This window comes from Lawsonibacter asaccharolyticus, from assembly GCF_022453915.1.
In the GTDB taxonomy this organism is placed as follows: domain Bacteria; phylum Bacillota; class Clostridia; order Oscillospirales; family Oscillospiraceae; genus Lawsonibacter; species Lawsonibacter asaccharolyticus.
The window spans coordinates 3,053,820-3,070,716 of sequence record NZ_CP091870.1 but is presented as its reverse complement, the minus strand read 5'-3'; the positions used below and the strand labels follow the sequence as shown (position 1 = coordinate 3,070,716).

Here is a 16,897-nt window from a genome sequence, read left to right as displayed (position 1 = left end):
AAACCCCCGGCGGCGGGAAGCTCCCGCCGCCGGGGGTCCTCTTATGCCATCTCGTGGCTGGTGAGCAGGGACTGCTTGATGTCCCACAGCTTCTGGGACAGGTCCACGTAGTAATTGTGAGGGTTCTCAAAGCGCTTGACCTCATCCCACAGGGCGTCCACCTGCCGCTGGCAGTAGGCCCGGCTGGTCTGGAGCTCCGGCACCTGATAGACCAGCTCGCCTCCCCGGAAGATAGGGACCAGCAGCTCCCGGGCCTCGATGTTGGTGTACACCTTCCGCTTCCAGGTGGCGGCCGGGTCAAAGAGCTCCAGGGGATGGGTGAAGTCGATCTCCTCGTCGTGGACGCAGATCAGGTCGGCCTCCGCCTTGCCGGTGTCCCGGGAGAAGATGCGGTACACCTTCTTGAAATGGGGGGTGGTGATCTTGGCGGGGTTTTCGCTGATCTTGATCTTGGGGAGGATGTGCCCCTGGTCATCCTCGATGGCGGACAGCTTATACACGCCGCCGAAGACGGGCTCGGAGCGGGAGGTGATGAGCCGCTCGCCCACCCCGAAGGAATCGATGCGGGCTCCCTGGCGGATCAGATCCCGGATAATGTACTCGTCCAGGGCGTTGGAGGCCACGATCTTGCAGCCAGTGAGGCCGGCCTCGTCCAGCATCTCCCGTGCTTTCCGGGACAGATAGGTCAGGTCGCCGGAGTCCAGCCGGATGCCGCACTTGGTGACGCCCAGGGGCTCCAGCACCTCCTTGAAGGCACGGATGGCGTTGGGCACGCCGGAGCGCAGTACATTGTAGGTGTCCACCAGCAGGGTGGCATTGTTGGGGTAGAGCTGGCAGTAGGTCTTGAAGGCGGTGTACTCGTCGGGGAACATCTGCACCCAGGAGTGGGCCATGGTGCCGGTGGCGGGGGAGCCGTAGTGCTGATCGGCCATGGTGCAGGCGGTGGCGGAGCAGCCAGCGATGTAGGAGGCCCGGGCGCCCAGGATGGCTCCCTCCGCCCCCTGGGCCCGGCGGGAGCCGAACTCGGCCACCGGACGGCCCTCCGCCGCCCGGACGATGCGGTTGGACTTGGTAGCGATGAGGCTCTGGTGGTTCAGGCACAGCAGCACGAAGGTCTCGATGAACTGGGCCTGGATGGCCGGGGCCCGCACGGTGAGGATGGGCTCCCCGGGGAAGATGGGGGTGCCCTCCGGCACGGCCCAGATGTCGCCGGTGAAACGGAACTGGCGCAGATAGTCCAGGAAGGGCTCGGCAAAGCAGCCCTTGGAGCGGAGGTAGGCGATGTCCTCCTCGTCAAAGCGCAGCTTCTGGATATACTCGATGACCTGGGCCAGCCCCGCCGCTATAGCAAAGCCTCCCCGGTCCGGGACCGAGCGGAAGAACACGTCAAAGTAGCAGATGCGCTCGCCCAGTCCGGTCTGGAAGTACCCGTTGCCCATGGTGAGCTCATAGAAGTCGCACAGCATGGTCAGATTTGTCTTTTCTTTCATCCCTGGGGATGCCTCCTCTTCGGGGAGGGGATGCTCCGCTCCCGCCCCCGCGGGTGTCAACACCCGTGTGTATTTTCATTATTATACCTGGAAAAGAGGGAAAAGGCAAGGGAAAAGGGCGCGGGGCCCGGCTTCAGCGGGGGGATATCTCTCCAAACCTCCCCCGGAAGGTGGTGCGGCAGATGCCATGTCGGACAGGGAGGCTCTTCCTGATACTGGAATAAGGAGTTTCCCCCGCGGGCATACTGAACGGGAACCAGTTCAGAAAAGGAGGTAATCTCATGCCAAACAAAGCAGAGACCTTCGCCCGCAGTGAGACCCACATCAACCTGATGCGGGCCTTCGCGGGGGAGAGCCAGGCCCGGAACCGCTATACCATCGCCGCCGGTATGGCCAGAGAGAAAAACCTGTACGTGGTCCAGCAGGTCTTTCTGTTCACCGCAGACCAGGAGCTGACCCACGCCAAGCAGTTTTACCGGCAGCTGGCGGACCTGTCCGGCCAGACCATCCGGGCGGACGGTACCTATCCGGTGGACCTGTATCCCGACCTGCTCTCCCACCTGCGGGCGGCCCAGCACAATGAGTTCCAGGAGTGGGAGCACGACTACGCCCACTTCGCCAAGACAGCCAGCGAGGAGGGCTTCCCCCTGGTGGCTAAGCTGTTCGACTCCATTGCAGGCATCGAGCGCATCCACGGCGAGCGGTTCGGCCGCTTCGCCGATCTGCTGGAGCGGGAGGAGCTGTTCGTCTCCTCCGTGACCTGTCAGTGGATGTGTCTGAACTGCGGCTATGTGGTGGAGTCCACCATGGCCCCTGCCAGCTGCCCCGTGTGCCACCACCCTCAGGGCTATTTCGTGCGCATGGAGATGGTGCCCTTCCACTAAAACGGCAGGGTGGACATGACAAGAAGAGGAGCTCCGCGGTCTGTTGGGACCGCGGAGCTCCTTTTTGAAGGCGGAGGACCGGGAAAGCGGGAGATTTAATCGATTCTTTATTTCCTTTCAGGGAAATTTATGATATACTGTCCCGGCATGGGGCGTTGTCCCCAAAAAACAGAAAAAGGTGGGAGACCCCTTGGAATTGAATTTTGACGCCCTGGTGGTGGGTGCGGGCTATGCCGGCGCGGTGTGTGCCCGGGAGCTGGCTGAGCGGGGCGGAAAGCGGGTCCTGGTGCTGGAGCGCCGGGACCACATCGGCGGCAACGCCTATGACCGGCTGGATGAGGCGGGCGTGCTGATCCACCAGTACGGCCCCCATATTTTCCACACCAATGACGAGGCGGTATTCCGCTATCTGTGCCGCTTCACCCGGTGGCGGGACTACCAGCACCGGGTGGTGGCCGACCTGCCGGCCCCGGACGGCGGCCGGATGCAGATGCCGGTGCCCTTCAACCTGACCTCCCTGCGGAAGGCTTTCGGGCGCGAGGAGGGGAAGCGTCTGGGGGAGAAGCTGATCGCCGCCTACGGCGCAGAGAAGAAGGTCACCATCCTGGAGCTGCGCCAGAATCAGGACCCGGAGCTGGCCAAGGTGGCCGACTACGTCTATGAGCACGTGTTCGTCCACTACACCATGAAGCAGTGGGGCCAGACCCCGGATCAGATCGATCCCAACACTACTGCCCGGGTGCCTGTCTTCCTGTCGGAGGACGACCGCTATTTCCAGGACGAGTATCAGGGCATGCCCCTGAAGGGCTACACCCCCCTCTTTGAGGCCATGCTGGACCACCCCAACATTACTGTCCGGCTGGGGGAGGACGCCATCCCCCGCCTGGGACTGGACGGGGACGTGCTGACGGTGGACGGCGTCCCGTTCCAGGGGCCGGTGGTCTACACCGGCGCGGCGGATGAGCTGTTCGGCCGCCGCTTCGGCCCCCTGCCCTACCGCACCCTGGACTTCCGGTTCGAGACCCTGGACCAGACCTGGTTCCAGAGCCGGGGCACAGTGAACTACACCGTGGACCAGCCCTACACCCGCATCACCGAATTCAAGCACATGACGGGCCAGGAGCTGGAGGGCAGGACCACTATCGTGAAGGAGTTCTCCCGGGCCTACACCGGCGCGCCGGAGGAGACGCCCTATTACGCCATCATCAATGGGGAGAACAACGCACTGTATGCCCGATATCGGGCGCTGGCAGAACGGTTCCCCAACCTGCACCTGCTGGGCCGCCTGGCGGAATATAAATACTACAACATGGACGCCATCGTGGCCCGGGCGCTGGAGCTGGCCGGACAGCTGATCTGACCCTGCGGCCCGGACCGCGCCCAAAACCTGACAGACAGGAGAAAGAAGTATGGATAAGCTGATCACCTTTGCCGTCCCCTGCTACAACTCGGCGGCCTATATGGACCACTGTGTGGAGACGCTGCTCCAGGGGGGCGACGACATCGAGATCATTCTGGTGGACGACGGCTCCACCAAAGACGACACCCCCGCCATCTGCGACCGCTATGCCCAGCAGTACCCCGATATCGTCCGGGCCATCCACCAGGAGAACGGCGGCCACGGCGAGGGAGTCAATCAGGGTATCCGGAACGCCCGGGGCGTCTACTACAAGGTGGTGGACTCCGATGACTGGGTGGACGTGCCCGCTCTGAAGAAGGCCCTGGACAAGCTGCGTCAGTTCGTGCGGGACGGCAAGCTGGTGGATATGCTGGTGTGCAACTACGTCTATGAGCATGTGGAGGACAACACCCAGCGGGTGATGCACTACCGCAATGTGTTTCCCCGCAACCGGGTATTCGGCTGGGAGCAGATCGGGCGCTTCCGCCCCTCCCAGTATCTGCTGATGCATTCGGTGATCTACCGCACCCAGCTGCTGCGGGACTGCGGGCTGGAGCTGCCCAAGCACACCTTCTATGTGGACAACATCTTCGTGTATCAGCCCCTGCCCTCGGTGCGGAACATCTACTATCTGGATGTGGACCTGTACCGCTACTTCATCGGCCGGGCGGACCAGTCCGTCAACGAGACGGTGATGGTGGGCCGGGTGGACCAGCAGCTGCGGGTCACCTATCAGATGATCGACTCCCACGACCTGCGGGTCCTCACTGCAGAGCAGCCCAAGCTGGGGCGGTACATGTTCAATTATCTGGCTATGATGATGGCCATCTCCTCCATCTTCCTCACCATCGCCGACACCCCCGAGTGCCTGGGGAAGAAGACCCAGCTGTGGGAATATCTGCGGACGGTGGACACCGGGATCTATCACAAGATGAAGTACCGGGCCGTCTCCGCCTTTACCAATTTCCCGGGTTATCAGGGCCGGCGGCTTTCGGTGGGCCTCTACCGGCTGGCTCGGAAGATCTATAAGTTCAACTGAACGCCCAGTTTGACAGCGGGCCGCCCTTTTGGCGGCCCGCTGTGTATTTTTGGCCCCCGCCGGCAAGTTTTCCCCCTCCATCGACACGCATGAGATTGACACCCGCCCCTGGGGCGGGTATGATAAAGGAAAGAAAGCAAGAGGGGGAGATCTGAGATGCCCACCAAACGTCTGGCCTGCCTGCTGACCTGCCTGCTCCTGGTCCTGACGCTGCCCGCCTGCGGCGGGAAGGGGGCTGCCAGCGAGCCCGAGGGCCCCAACGAGCCCGCGGTGTCGGTCCTGGCGCCCCAGCCGGAGCCCGAACCGGAGCCCGTCCTGCCCTACACCAACCCCCTCACCGGCGAGGGCTGCGAGGTGGATGTGGGCGCCCGGCGGCCCATCGCTGTCATGCTCAATAACCTGAAGAAGGCACTGCCCCAGGTGGGGGTATCCCAGGCGGATGTGATCTATGAGATCCTGGCGGAGGGGGGCATCACCCGAATGATGGCCGTGTTCCAGGATGTGGCGGGGGCGGGAGAGATCGGAACGGTCCGCTCCGCCCGGGACTACTATGCCTCCCTGGCCTATGGACACGATGCGGTCTACCTCCACGCCGGGGGCAGCCCCCAGGCATATGAGTTCATCAAGAGCCGGGGCGTCACTGCCCTGGACTGCGTCAACGGCCCCTATGAGGGCACCCTGTTCTGGCGGGACCAGGAGCGCCGGCGGAGCGCCGGCCTGGAGCACTCAGTGCTCACCTCCAGCGAGACCATCCAGGAGCTGCTGCCCACCTACCAGCGGGTGCGTCTGGACCACGAGGAGGGGTTCCAGGTGGGCTGGACCTTCCAGGAGGGTCCGGAGGCCGGAGGAGAGGCGGCGGAGATCCTCACCGTCCCCTTCTCCACCTATAAGACCGGCGTGTTTGAATACGACCCGGACAGCGGGCTGTATCTGGTGGAGGAGTACGGCGAGCCCTATGTGGACGGGAACACCGGAGAGCAGGTGGCGGTGAAAAACGTGCTGGTGCTCTATACCGATGTGTCCCAGCTCTCAGGGGACAGCGCGGGCCGGCTGAAGGTGCGCACTACCGGCAGCGGAGGCGGACTGCTGGTGCGGGACGGCCTGGCCTGGCCCATCACTTGGGAGCGGGAGGGAGAGAGCGACCGGCTCTCCTTCTATCGGGAGGACGGCCAGCCAGCGGCTCTGGGCGTGGGCCACAGCTACATCAACATCGTCAAGACCGGCACGGAGGTGACTTGGGCGGCAAAAAGCCCGGAGGAGGCCGGATGAGCAAAGATTTTACTTGAAAAAATGCGGATGGGAATGCTATACTGAGAGATAGATACAGGTCACCGCCCGGAGCGGACGGGGACCCATACAGGCAGAAGGGGGAGCCCCCTGAGCATATGCCGGGAGAGGATGTGGGAACGCATGGAAGGCCGAAGTCGCCATCGGGATCGGGACGACCGCTGTCACGAACGGGGGGCGGCGCAGAACAGGGGCCTGCTGCGGTCCCGCCGCGCCGCCGGTATCTGAACAGATCGGGGGATGGGAAGCCCCCGCCCCTTTCGTGTGCGGCCACAGGGTCGAAGTGCATCTGAAAGACGGCAGGAGCCGAAAGCGGGGCTCCGCCCAGCCTGCCGTTTTCCAGATGTCCGTCGCCCTTGTGGCCTTTTTGCGTCCCGAATTGTTCCAAGCGATGAACAAAAGGGGGAAATAACGCATGCACGAAAACTATGACCTGGACCTGCTGCTGGAGCTGGTGGAACAGCGGAAGTTCCGCAGCCTGAAGGAGCTGCTGTCCCAGATGAACGAGGTGGACATCGCCGAGTTCCTGGACGAGCTGGACGTGGAGCAGGAGATCCTGGTCTTCCGCCTGCTGCCCAAGGACACGGCGGCGGAGGTGTTCACCTACCTGGAGAACACCGAGGACCAGGAGAAGCTGATCGGGGCCCTCAGCGACAGGGAGCTGCGGGAGGTGCTGGACGAGCTGTACCTGGATGACACGGTGGACATCATCGAGGACATGCCTGCCAACGTGGTCTCCAGGATCCTGCGCAACACCGACGCCTCCACCCGCAGCCAGATCAACCAGCTGCTGAACTATCCCAAGGACTCCGCCGGCTCCATCATGACCACGGAGTTCGTCTTTCTCCATCCAGACGCCACGGTGGAGGAGTCCTTTGCCCGCATCCGCAGCGTGGGCATTGACAAGGAGACCATCTACACCTGCTATGTCACCCAGAACCGGGTGCTGCTGGGGGTGGTCACGGTGCGGCGGATGCTGCTGTCCTCCTATGAGACCTGCATCCGGGACATCATGGAGACTAACGTCCTCTCGGTCAACACCCATGAGGACAAGGAGGACGTGGCCCAGCTGCTGAACAAGTACGACCTGTCCGCCATCCCGGTGGTGGACGGCGACAACCGGCTGGTGGGTATCGTCACCTTTGACGACGCCATGGACGTCATTGAGGAGGAGACCACCGAGGACTTCGAGAAGATGGCGGCCATCCTGCCCTCAGATAAGCCCTACCTGAAGACCAGCGTGCTGGAGACCTGGCGCTCCCGCATCCCCTGGCTGATGCTGCTGATGCTCTCCGCCACCTTCACCGGCATCATCATCACCAGCTTTGAGAGCGCCCTGGCGGCCTGTGTGGTGCTCACCTCCTTCATCCCCATGCTCTCGGGCACCGGCGGGAACTCCGGCTCCCAGTCGTCGGTGGCGGTGATCCGCGCCCTGTCCCTGGATGAGATCGACTTCTCCGACCTGGTGGCCGTGGTGTGGAAAGAGATCCGTGTGGCGGTGCTGTGCGGCGTGTGCCTGGCTGCCGCCAACTTCGTCAAGATGATGGTGGTAGACCGGTGGCTGATGCACAACCCGGAGGTCACCCCCCTGGTGGCCCTGGTGGTCTGCCTGACCCTGGTCTTTACCGTGCTGTGCGCCAAGGTAGTGGGCTGCACTCTGCCCATGGCGGCGGAGAAGCTGGGCATCGACCCGGCGGTGATGGCCTCCCCCTTCATCACCACCATTGTGGACGCACTCTCCCTGCTGATCTATTTCTTCTTCGCCACCTGGATCCTGCCCCTGTAAGTGCGCTCCCTGCCGGCCTTCTGACCGGCGGGGATTTTTATATCTGGGAAGGGGAACTGAGCAGCTGGGATCAAGCGGCGGCGGAGGAAATGGGGTATCATAAGGGGGAAGACACATTAATGGAAGGAGCGGTGGAAATGTATCAGTGGGAGCGGCAGATCCAGAGCATCGTGGACGAGATAGACCGGTGTATCCGGCAGCAGGACAGCGAGGCGCTGACCCTGCAGGCCCTGTCCCGCAGGCTGGGCTACTCAGAATCTTATACCACCAGAAAGTTCGGGGAGATCTCGGGCATGCGGCTTCGGGATTATCTGCGGGGCAGGAGGCTGGCCTTTGCCCTGAAGGAGGTGCGGGACAGCGAGAAAAGCCTGCTGGACATTGCGCTGGCGTATGGCTTTTCCTCCCAAGAGGCGTTCACCCGGGCCTTCCGGCGAGCCTATGGCGTGCCCCCGGGGGAGTACCGGCGCAACCCCAGGCCCGTGGTGCTGCGTACCAAGCTGCGCCCCATTGACCGGTACTTTTTCGGTACGGAGGAGATAGGCATGATCGGCTCCTGCCAGGGGGTGAAGATCTACTTTGTCACCATCCCTGCCCACAAATTCCTGTATCTGGAGGACCGGGAGAGCAACGGCTACTGGGACTTCTGGCAGAGACAGGCCGAGATCCCGGGGCAGGACTACGACACCGTCTGCGGCCTGCTGGACAGCATCAAGGGAAAGCTGGACGACAGCGGCGGGAGCGAGGCCAACTGCGGGAGTGGCCAGATCATGGCCTACCGGAACGACCCGAAAGGCCGTTTGTGCGGCTGGGGGATCCCCCGGACCGAGTGCTGGGGGGTGAGGCTCCCCTCGGATTACGGGGGCGGGGTGCCGCCCCAGCTGCGGCTGATGGACGTGCCGGAGGGGGAGTACGTGGTGTTCGAGCATGGGCCCTTTGACTACGAGGGAGAGAACCGTGTCGTGGAAGAGCGGATCGAGGCCGCCATGGCCGGCTTCGACTACACCGGGGCTGGCTGCCGCCTGGATCTCACCCCCGGGCGGCTGATGTATTTTTACTATGACCCCGGGCGGTGCTTCAAATACGTCAGGCCGGTGGAGCGCCTGGAGGGCGGGGCGTCCGGACAGGGGTGAGGAGAGCGGAACAGGGACGGGGGGCCGGGAGACCGGGCCCCCGTTTTTTTGCCCCCGGCAGGGGGGGCGGAACTTTTTGGGAGCGCGGACGTCTAAAGGAGCAGAGACAGCAGGCAGAAAATTTTCCGTTCCGTGCAGCAAAAGGGCGGGCTCATCCGTCTGAAGGGATAGAAAGGGGGGAGCAGGGGATGTCTCAGATATCCAACCGGCCGGTGGATTGGGAGACGCTGGTGAAAGAGAATGAGGACCGCCTGTACCGGGCGGCGCTGGCCATCCTTGGGGACGCCCAGGAGGCGGAGGACGCGGTGCAGGACACCTTTTTAAAATTTCTGGAAAAGGCTCCGGCGGAGTTGGACAGTCCTCCCGCCTGGCTGATGCGGGTGCTGGTGAACGGGTGCCGGGACCGGCTGCGGGCCGCCTGGCGGCGGCGAAGCGTCCCCCTGTGGGAGTCCCTCCCCGCCCCAGAGCCGGAGGAGCGGCAGGAGCTGGAGGAGATCTTTTCCCTCCCGCCGGCTGACCGGGCTGTCATCCATCTGTTTTACTACGAGGGACTCTCCACCGGAGAGATCGCCCGGCTCACAGGACAGGCGGAGGGGACCGTCCGGTCCCGGCTCTCCCGGGCCCGGTCCCGGCTCAGGCGATTGCTAAAAGGAGAAACAAAATGAATCAATACAAAAAGTATATGGACCGGCAGGGGGTATCCCCGTCGCTCCACGCCCAGCTGACAGCGCTGGCGGAGGGTGACGGGCCCGCCCCTGCGGGGCGGGCTCCCCACCGGTACCGGTGGGGAATACTGGCTGCCTGCTGTGTGCTGGCAGCAGGACTGGCCTGGGTCGGCGGCGTCCGGCAGCCGGATGGGGCCGCCCAGGCTTACAGCATGGACAGTGCCGGGATGCAGTCCGCCCAGAGCGGGGCCGCGCACCAGGGGAGCTCCGAGGCCCTGGAGGAGGATGAAAAGCAGCTCTCGCCCCCTGTGTGGGCGGTGAACTACCCGGACATTGGGACGCTGTACCGGGGGGAGGAGGGCCTGGGGGCAGCCTTGACAGACCAGGCCCCGGCAGCGGAGACACGGAGCCGGGCGCTGACTCCAGAGGAGCTGACCGCCCTCTTTCGGGAGGATCTGCTTCGGGAGCTGGGCTGGGACTGCGGCCAGCTGGGGGGAGAGGCCCTGTATGACGCTTCGGGGGCCCTGCTCCGGGTCACGGTACGGGGGGGCGGAGTCGGGGAGGAGGCGCAGACCTCTTTTGCCCTCACCCTGGCTCCGGGAGACCTGCCCTCCCCAGGGGAGGCCGTCCCCGGCGGGACAGTGACGGAGGTGAACGGGACAGAGGTCACTGCCTGGCGACTGACAGGGGACCTGGACGGAGACGGCAGGGCAGAGGGGCTGTGTCACAGCCAGTTTCTGACCGGAGACATGTGGGTCGTCCTGGAGACTGAGGGCCGGGCGTCTGCCGGGGCGGAGGAGCCCTGGGAGGAGGCCGCGCGATGGAGTGACAGCTTCCTCTCCGCCGTTCTGCAGGGGGAAGGAGACGCCCTGACGCTGGACCATCTGCTGGAGGCGGAGCCGTAAGAAAGGAGCGGAGAGAGATGAAAAAATGGATCGTTCCGGCGGCGCTGGTGTTGATGCTGGCGCTGGCTGCCTGCGCTCCGGCCTGCGTTTCAGAGCAGGCCCCGGCGGGGGGAGAGAGCAGCGGAGCGGGGGAGACCACCGGGACCCAGGTCCTCTCCGATGGGGAGAAGGCCCTGGAAGAGCTGGCGGAGCCGCCGGCGCTCACCGTATCCTGCGGCTGGGACCAGATCACCCTGTCCTGGTCGGGGAACGCCAGCTGGAGCAAAGCGGGACCGGATGGGGAGGGGGAGACCTGGATCGCCTGCGGCCTCCACCCCCTGGACAGTCAGGAATACCCGGTCCTCTATACCGGCATCCCCGCGGGGGCGGAACAGACAGAGGGGGGAGGGGTGGCCTCCCTCGCCCCGGCGCTGACGCTGGCCTTCGAGGTCCAGCCCACACAGGTGACCCTCCGCCGCTGGCCCGCTGAATATGTGGGGCGGACCCAGGAGGGGGAGGACCAGGCGGAGACCCTGGAGGCAGAGAACGGGACCGTTCTGCTCCCGGGGGACGGGGACTGCGTGTATGAGATCTGCGCCCAGTGGGGTGATGTGGGCTCAGCCAGCTATGTGTTCCGCACCCGACCCCAGACCCGGCCGGAGCCCCTGACTGGCCTGGCGGAGCTGTACTGCCGGGCCTTGAGGGACCTGTGGGAGACTGATCCGGGCCTGAACAGCGGCGCGGAGCTGCTGGCCTTTGACTGGACCGGCTGCACCGGCCTGACGGAGCGGGAGCAGGAGGGGGTCATGGAGACCTTAGGTGCCGAACTTGGGCTGGACACCCGCCGGGGCACCCTGGAGGAGCTGGCGGAGGAGGGTCTGATCCGGGCGGACCCGGACAGCGGCTTTGAGGAGTTCCCCGCCGGGCTGCTGCTCACCGTGGAGGACAGCATCGAGGCGGACGGGAGACACACCTTTTCGCTCCAGAAATACCGCTCCAGCCTGGGGGCCTACTGTTTCTATGACTGCACCGCCCGGCAGGAGGGGGACGGCTGGAGCTATGCCGTGGGGGCGGAGATGATCTCCTGAAGGAAGGAACCAATTTTTAAAATTTTTAAAAGAGAAAAAGTCCCTCTTGCCGAATCGAGGCGAACTGGTTATACTGGACAGGTATATTGCCGAAACAGGAAAGAGGGGAACAGCTCTGGCACGCATACAGACACAGCGGGGAGGAAAGCGCCGAAAGCGCAGCCCGCTTTTTCGGATCGGAATGGTGCTCTACGGAATACTGGTGGCTTTATCCGCCGTGATCGTGGGGGTGTACGCGGTGTGGAACCTGACGGTCCGGCCGCCTGAGATCCCCCAGGAGCCCGACCCGGCCCCCCCCGCCGGCAGCGGGAGCCAGGCGGCGGAGCCGGTGGAACAGGAGCAGCCCGCAGGACGGCAGAGGCGGGAGGATGTGTACAATTTCGTCCTTCTGGGCCGGGACAGGGAGAGCGCCAACACCGACACCATCATCGTGGTCAGCTACGATGTAGCCAACCAGAAGGTGGGGATGATCTCCATACCCCGGGATACGGCGGTAAACCGGGACTGGAGAAAGGACCCCAAGATCAACGGAGCCTACGCGGGGGCGGGGGTGGACGTGCTGAAGGAGGAGATCGAGCAGACCTTCGGCATCCCCATCGACTACTACATCTATGTGGACCTGAAGGGATTCGTGGCCCTGGTGGACGAGCTGGAGGGGGTGGACGTCTATATCCCGGAGGAGATGAACTATGACGACCCCTATCAGGACCTGCACATCCACTACACCAAGGGCCAGCACCACCTGAACGGTCAGCAGGCCATGGAGGTGGTCCGCTTCCGCCACAACAACGACGGGAGCGGTTACACCGACGTGGGCCGGGCGGAGATGCAGCGCCAGGTGCTGGTGGCCCTGGCCAAGAAAGTGGTCTCCTGGAACTCCCTGACCAAGGTGCAGGAGTTCGTGGAGATCTTCCAGGAGTATGTCAAGACAGACCTGTCCACCACCGACATGCTCTACTTCGCCAGCCAGGCAGTGGGAGTGGACCTGGATACCGGCATCACCCAGGGCACTCTGGAGGGCCGGGGCGAGGGCGTGGTCCGGGGATACAAATACTGCTTTGTCTTCCAGGCGGAGGACATCCTGCCCACCCTGAACGAGCTGGTCAACCCCTACGACCAGCCGCTGACCGAGGAGGATCTGGATCTGCCCCAGGCGGAGTACTACTGGAACGGCACTGTCATCGACTGAAACGAGAACACCGCGCCCTCCGGCCCAGAGCCGAGGAGGCGCGGTGTTTTCTATTGCGGCGGTCCGCTAGGCAGGGAGCTCTTCTGACTCCAGGGCGGGAGCGGTGCATCGGAGGATGTTGAGGTCATACAGCCGGATCAGAGCAGCCGCCAGCACCAGCAGGGAGGCACGGGCATTGCGCCCGGCCGAGGCACAGGCTGCCGCCCCCTGGGATCGAGCGGTGCAGAGAGTCTCCAGGGACAGCAGAAAAAAGTAGCTCAGGGAGCCAACCACCAGGGCGGAGACGGCCAGCCGGGCCGGAATCAGGTCCGGCTCCGGGATGTCCTCTCCAGAGAGGAGGGAGAGAAGGGCTCCGCGCTGCCGGGAGAGGATGGCCCAGGAGAGGGCGGTAGCCCCGGTGAGGAGAGCCAGGAACAGCAGAGAGGTGTCCAGGGTGTTCAGCTGGCCCCGCAGGGCGTCCCATCCCGTCTGCTCCAAGCCCGGCACCCCCGTTTCCACCATGTTTTACAGCCCTCTATCCTATGCCGCCTATGGGGAGCAGGTGAAAAAAACGCCTCCCTGGCTGAAGGACCGGGGAGGCGCAGTCAATTCAGGCGGGAGAGCCGGTCCAGCACATCCTGGAACCAGCCGGGGAGGGGACACTCCAGCTCCACAAGCTGTCCAGTGGAGGGATGGGTGAACCGCAGCCGCCGGGCGTGCAGGCACTGGCCGGCCAGGCCGGGCACCGGCTTTTTGCTGCCGTAGACCACATCGCCCAGCAGAGGGTGGCCGATGGAGGCCAGGTGGACCCGGATCTGGTGGGTCCGTCCCGTCTCCAGGCGGCACTCCACATGGGTGAAGCCCGGGTAGCGCGCCAGCACCCGCCAGTGGGTCACCGCCTCCCGGCCGTTCTGCCGGTCGACGGCCATCCTCTTCCGGTCCACAGGGTGTCGGCCGATGGGGGCGTCCACGGTGCCGCGATCCTCCCGCAGCCCGCCCACCGCCACCGCCTCATAGACCCGGGACAGGCTGTGGTCCTGGAGCTGGGCGGCCAGGGACAGGTGGGCCCGGTCGTTCTTCGCGGCGATGATCAGGCCGCTGGTGTCCCGGTCGATGCGGTGGACGATGCCGGGGCGCAGGGTACCGTTGATCCCAGAGAGGGTATTTCCACAGTGATATAGCAGGGCATTGACCAGCGTGCCGTCCGAATGGCCGGGGGCGGGGTGTACCACCATCCCCACCGGCTTGTTGACCACGATCACGTCCCCGTCCTCGTACACGATGTCCAGGGGGATATCCTGGGGGACCAGGTCTACCGGCTGGGGGGCGGGGATGTCCACCTCCAGCACGTCTCCGGGGGCGGTGCGGTAGTTTTTCCGCACCGGCCTGCCTGCCAGCCGAACCGCGCCGGCCTCCAGCAGCCGCTGGGCGGCGGAACGGGTCAGGTCAGGCACCACCCGGGCCAGGAAGGCGTCCGCCCGCTCGCCGGGACGGTCAGCGGTCCGCGTCAGCGTGCTCATGGAGGGTCCCCTTTCCTTCCAGCTTCTCATAGAAAAAGACGTAATAGACGCAGGCGGCGATCCCGCCCACCACCACGCAGATATCGGCCACATTGAAGATGGCGAAGTCCATAAAAAGGACGTTGAACATGTCCACTACATAGCCCTGGAGCGCCCGGTCGATCAGATTGCCCACCGCGCCTGCCAGGACCAGGGTGAGGGCGCAGCGGCCGAAGGGGTGGGCAAAGAACTTCTTCCACACCGCCACGCCCAGCACCACGGACATGACGGCGGAGATCAGGGTGAGCAGCCAGGTGTGCTCCTCCAGCATGGAGAAAGCGGCGCCGGTATTTTGAAAGTAAGTCAGCTCCACCAGGTGGGGGAGGAAGGGGACATGGCCCCCCAGGGGGATGTTGTGGCTGACCAGATATTTCACCAGCTGGTCCAAGGCGACAAGGGCGGCGGCGAGCACGGCGTAGGGCATGGTGGTCCTCCTTTGGACAGCTCCCGAAAAGCGGGAGTTTTTGTTTTATTTTAGCACCTCGCGGCCGGGAGCACAACAGCGAAATGGGGAAAATCGGCTGGAAAGGGCCGCAGGGGCGGCGCTTCGCTTGCTTCTTGGGGCAGACTATGATAAAATGATACAAATTCCCGCACAGGAGCGGGCTTTTGGGGGGAGGGCAGACCTCCCCAGCTGATTTGAGGCCGCGCCGGGGAAAGGGCGTGTCTGGTCCGCGGAGCACCGCGGGCGGTGAGAGGGGGCCTTGGATCGGACCAGACATGCGGAAAAGGATGAACAGAGATATGGAAATCAACGGCGAGATCGTCAACGACAAGGTCCGGTACGCGGACCTGAACCTGTCCCCGGAGCTGATGCGGGCCATCGACAAAAAGGGCTATGTCCAGGCAACCCCGGTCCAGGCGGGGGCCATCCCCTACTTCATGGAGTGGAAGGACGTGATCGCGAAGGCCCCCACCGGAACGGGCAAGACCTTTGCCTTCGGCATCCCTATGGTCGAGCACGCCGATCCCCAGGGGACCCAGGTCACCGGCCTGGTGCTGGCCCCCACCCGGGAGCTGGCCATCCAGATCCGGGACGAGCTGCGGGACCTGTGCGCGTTCAAGGAGGGGGTGCGCACCGTGTGTCTCTACGGCGGGCAGCCCATCGACAAACAGATCCTCCAGCTGAAAAAGGCCCCCCAGATCGTGGTGGCCACCCCAGGGCGCCTGATGGACCATGTGAAGCGGCGCACCGTCCGGCTGGACAAGGTGGAGACGGTGGTGCTGGACGAGGCCGACCGCATGCTGGACATGGGCTTTGTCCGGGATGTGACCCGCATCCTGGACCTGATGCCCAAACGGAAGAACCTGGGCATGTTCTCCGCCACCATTTCCCGGGAAGTGATGGATATCTCCTGGGTGTACCAGCGGGACCCGGTAGAGATCACGGTGCGCGCTGACCAGGAGAACAAGCCGGATATCCTCCAGTACCGCCTGGAGGTGGAACGGAACCGGAAGGTGGACACCATGGTACGCCTGATGGAGCTGGGGGGGTATGACCGGGTCATCGCCTTCTGCAATACCAAGAACATGACCGACCGCCTCACCGGTCTGCTGAAGATGCGGGACATCTCCTGCGAGGGCATCCACGGGGACATCCAGCAGCGAGTGCGGGAGAAGACCCTCCAGCGCTTCCGAAACGGGGAGCTGCGGGTGCTGGTGGCCACCGATGTGGCCGCCCGGGGACTGGATATCGACGATGTGGACGCGGTGTTCAACTACGACGTGCCCGACGAGAACGAGTATTATATCCACCGCATCGGCCGGACGGGCCGGGCCCGCCGCCGCGGGGCGGCCTATACCCTGGTGTCCACCATCACTGAGAGCATCCGGCTGGACGACATCCGCAAGAACACCGGCAACGAGATCCGGGCCGTCCGCTTCAACGAGGCGGGGGAGCTGGAGGAAGTGGGAGGGAACGGGTGAGAAAGTGGCTGCGGCCGGACTGGCGGGCGCGTCTGCTGGATCTGTTCGCCTGTTTTCTGATCCCGCTCTACACCCTGCTCTTTACCCATGACACCCGCTGGTTCACTACGAATTTTTCCGTGATCGCCGCCGCCCGGGACCAGCGGCACGGCTTTTTCCTGTGGGGGATGCTGGTGGGGGTCTATCTGCTGTGCGTCCTGCTGCCGGTGATGGCCGCGCTGCCCAGGCCGCTGTGGCCCCGGCTCTGCCTGTTGGGAGGCTTCCTGCTGCTGCTGTCGGCAGTGGTGCTGCCCTATACCCCGGATGAGCTGCCGAAGATCGCGGATCTGCATGTGATATGCGCCTTTACGGCCAGCTGCCTGCTGGTGCTGTCCCTGTTTCTGCTCCTGCTCCAGAAAGCGCGGCAGGACCGGCAGCGCTATTGGGACTGTATGAAGTGGCTGGGAGTGACGGTGCTGCTCTCCCTGGTGCTGTTCGCGATGGTGGGGATCATCAGCAGCGCGCTGGAGATCTTTTTCGTCCTCTCCACTACCCTGCTGGCCCGGCGGCTGTGGTATCTGGAGCGGGGCGGTGGAAAAAATTAAAGCATTTT

General features: G+C 64.2%; 16 protein-coding genes. 12 read left to right on the top strand and 4 right to left on the bottom strand.

The features are described 5' to 3' along the window. Positions 1-41: 41 nt before the first annotated feature. The gene (locus L9O85_RS14850; protein WP_301579093.1) at positions 42-1,490 is read right to left on the bottom strand and encodes a nicotinate phosphoribosyltransferase; all 1,449 of its coding nucleotides are present in this window, start codon (positions 1,488-1,490) and stop codon (positions 42-44) included. 281 nt (positions 1,491-1,771) lie between these two features. Between L9O85_RS14850 and L9O85_RS14845 the strand changes: the two genes are divergently transcribed. From L9O85_RS14845 to L9O85_RS14800, 10 genes are all read left to right on the top strand, one after another. Further along, entirely contained in the window at positions 1,772-2,374 is a 603-nt protein-coding gene (locus tag L9O85_RS14845) for a rubrerythrin family protein (protein WP_050623094.1), read from the top strand. Positions 2,375-2,564: 190 nt separating this feature from the next. Then, on the top strand, positions 2,565-3,734 hold the full coding sequence (glf, locus tag L9O85_RS14840) for a UDP-galactopyranose mutase (RefSeq protein ID WP_301579090.1): 1,170 nt from the start codon (positions 2,565-2,567) through the stop codon (positions 3,732-3,734). A 49-nt stretch (positions 3,735-3,783) separates the two neighbouring features. Further along, positions 3,784-4,812: a glycosyltransferase family 2 protein gene (locus tag L9O85_RS14835; protein ID WP_050623096.1), complete on the top strand. Its 1,029-nt coding sequence runs from the start codon at positions 3,784-3,786 to the stop codon at positions 4,810-4,812. 156 nt (positions 4,813-4,968) lie between these two features. Continuing rightward, complete coding sequence (locus L9O85_RS14830) at positions 4,969-6,081, top strand: DUF3048 domain-containing protein (protein WP_276757538.1); 1,113 nt, start codon at positions 4,969-4,971, stop codon at positions 6,079-6,081. A 433-nt stretch (positions 6,082-6,514) separates the two neighbouring features. After that, a complete protein-coding gene (gene mgtE / locus L9O85_RS14825; RefSeq protein ID WP_301579087.1) occupies positions 6,515-7,885 on the top strand; it encodes a magnesium transporter in 1,371 nt (456 codons plus the stop codon). 137 nt (positions 7,886-8,022) lie between these two features. After that, complete coding sequence (locus tag L9O85_RS14820) at positions 8,023-9,015, top strand: helix-turn-helix transcriptional regulator (RefSeq protein WP_050623099.1); 993 nt, start codon at positions 8,023-8,025, stop codon at positions 9,013-9,015. A 188-nt stretch (positions 9,016-9,203) separates the two neighbouring features. Next, positions 9,204-9,680: an RNA polymerase sigma factor gene (locus L9O85_RS14815; protein ID WP_301579084.1), complete on the top strand. Its 477-nt coding sequence runs from the start codon at positions 9,204-9,206 to the stop codon at positions 9,678-9,680. Continuing rightward, positions 9,677-10,585: a hypothetical protein gene (locus L9O85_RS14810; protein WP_301579082.1), complete on the top strand. Its 909-nt coding sequence runs from the start codon at positions 9,677-9,679 to the stop codon at positions 10,583-10,585. Before L9O85_RS14815 ends, L9O85_RS14810 begins: the two co-directional genes overlap by 4 nt. A 17-nt stretch (positions 10,586-10,602) precedes the next feature. Next, a complete protein-coding gene (locus tag L9O85_RS14805) occupies positions 10,603-11,652 on the top strand; it encodes a hypothetical protein (protein ID WP_301579080.1) in 1,050 nt (349 codons plus the stop codon). Between the two features lie 202 nt (positions 11,653-11,854). After that, positions 11,855-12,841: an LCP family protein gene (locus L9O85_RS14800; RefSeq protein WP_301579079.1), complete on the top strand. Its 987-nt coding sequence runs from the start codon at positions 11,855-11,857 to the stop codon at positions 12,839-12,841. 66 nt (positions 12,842-12,907) lie between these two features. Here the strand turns inward: L9O85_RS14800 and L9O85_RS14795 are convergent, their stop codons facing one another. From L9O85_RS14795 to lspA, 3 genes are all read right to left on the bottom strand, one after another. Continuing rightward, a complete protein-coding gene (locus L9O85_RS14795) occupies positions 12,908-13,342 on the bottom strand; it encodes a hypothetical protein (RefSeq protein WP_108980266.1) in 435 nt (144 codons plus the stop codon). Positions 13,343-13,425: 83 nt separating this feature from the next. Further along, complete coding sequence (locus L9O85_RS14790; protein WP_050623105.1) at positions 13,426-14,340, bottom strand: RluA family pseudouridine synthase; 915 nt, start codon at positions 14,338-14,340, stop codon at positions 13,426-13,428. After that, entirely contained in the window at positions 14,315-14,803 is a 489-nt protein-coding gene (gene lspA / locus L9O85_RS14785) for a signal peptidase II (RefSeq protein ID WP_050623106.1), read from the bottom strand. The genes L9O85_RS14790 and lspA overlap by 26 nt, the downstream gene beginning before the upstream one ends. Before the next feature lie 320 nt (positions 14,804-15,123). Here lspA and L9O85_RS14780 point away from each other — a divergent pair, with 320 nt between their 5' ends. Next, entirely contained in the window at positions 15,124-16,305 is a 1,182-nt protein-coding gene (locus L9O85_RS14780) for a DEAD/DEAH box helicase (protein ID WP_050623108.1), read from the top strand. Further along, positions 16,302-16,889 (top strand): hypothetical protein, encoded by a 588-nt coding sequence (locus L9O85_RS14775; protein WP_108980267.1) that lies wholly within the window; start codon positions 16,302-16,304, stop codon positions 16,887-16,889. Before L9O85_RS14780 ends, L9O85_RS14775 begins: the two co-directional genes overlap by 4 nt. Positions 16,890-16,897 lie beyond the last annotated feature (8 nt).

What these genes read in the sequence shown, in the direction of transcription:
- L9O85_RS14780 (WP_050623108.1), top strand. Translation starts at nt 15,124, where the DNA reads ATGGAAATCAACGGCGAGATCGTCAACGACAAGGTCCGGTACGCGGAC.
- L9O85_RS14835 (WP_050623096.1), top strand. Translation starts at nt 3,784, where the DNA reads ATGGATAAGCTGATCACCTTTGCCGTCCCCTGCTACAACTCGGCGGCC.
- L9O85_RS14845 (WP_050623094.1), top strand. Translation starts at nt 1,772, where the DNA reads ATGCCAAACAAAGCAGAGACCTTCGCCCGCAGTGAGACCCACATCAAC.
- L9O85_RS14805 (WP_301579080.1), top strand. Translation starts at nt 10,603, where the DNA reads ATGAAAAAATGGATCGTTCCGGCGGCGCTGGTGTTGATGCTGGCGCTG.
- mgtE (WP_301579087.1), top strand. Translation starts at nt 6,515, where the DNA reads ATGCACGAAAACTATGACCTGGACCTGCTGCTGGAGCTGGTGGAACAG.
- L9O85_RS14820 (WP_050623099.1), top strand. Translation starts at nt 8,023, where the DNA reads ATGTATCAGTGGGAGCGGCAGATCCAGAGCATCGTGGACGAGATAGAC.
- L9O85_RS14790 (WP_050623105.1), bottom strand. Translation starts at nt 14,340, where the DNA reads ATGAGCACGCTGACGCGGACCGCTGACCGTCCCGGCGAGCGGGCGGAC.
- lspA (WP_050623106.1), bottom strand. Translation starts at nt 14,803, where the DNA reads ATGCCCTACGCCGTGCTCGCCGCCGCCCTTGTCGCCTTGGACCAGCTG.
- L9O85_RS14810 (WP_301579082.1), top strand. Translation starts at nt 9,677, where the DNA reads ATGAATCAATACAAAAAGTATATGGACCGGCAGGGGGTATCCCCGTCG.
- L9O85_RS14830 (WP_276757538.1), top strand. Translation starts at nt 4,969, where the DNA reads ATGCCCACCAAACGTCTGGCCTGCCTGCTGACCTGCCTGCTCCTGGTC.
- L9O85_RS14815 (WP_301579084.1), top strand. Translation starts at nt 9,204, where the DNA reads ATGTCTCAGATATCCAACCGGCCGGTGGATTGGGAGACGCTGGTGAAA.
- L9O85_RS14795 (WP_108980266.1), bottom strand. Translation starts at nt 13,342, where the DNA reads ATGGTGGAAACGGGGGTGCCGGGCTTGGAGCAGACGGGATGGGACGCC.
- L9O85_RS14850 (WP_301579093.1), bottom strand. Translation starts at nt 1,490, where the DNA reads ATGAAAGAAAAGACAAATCTGACCATGCTGTGCGACTTCTATGAGCTC.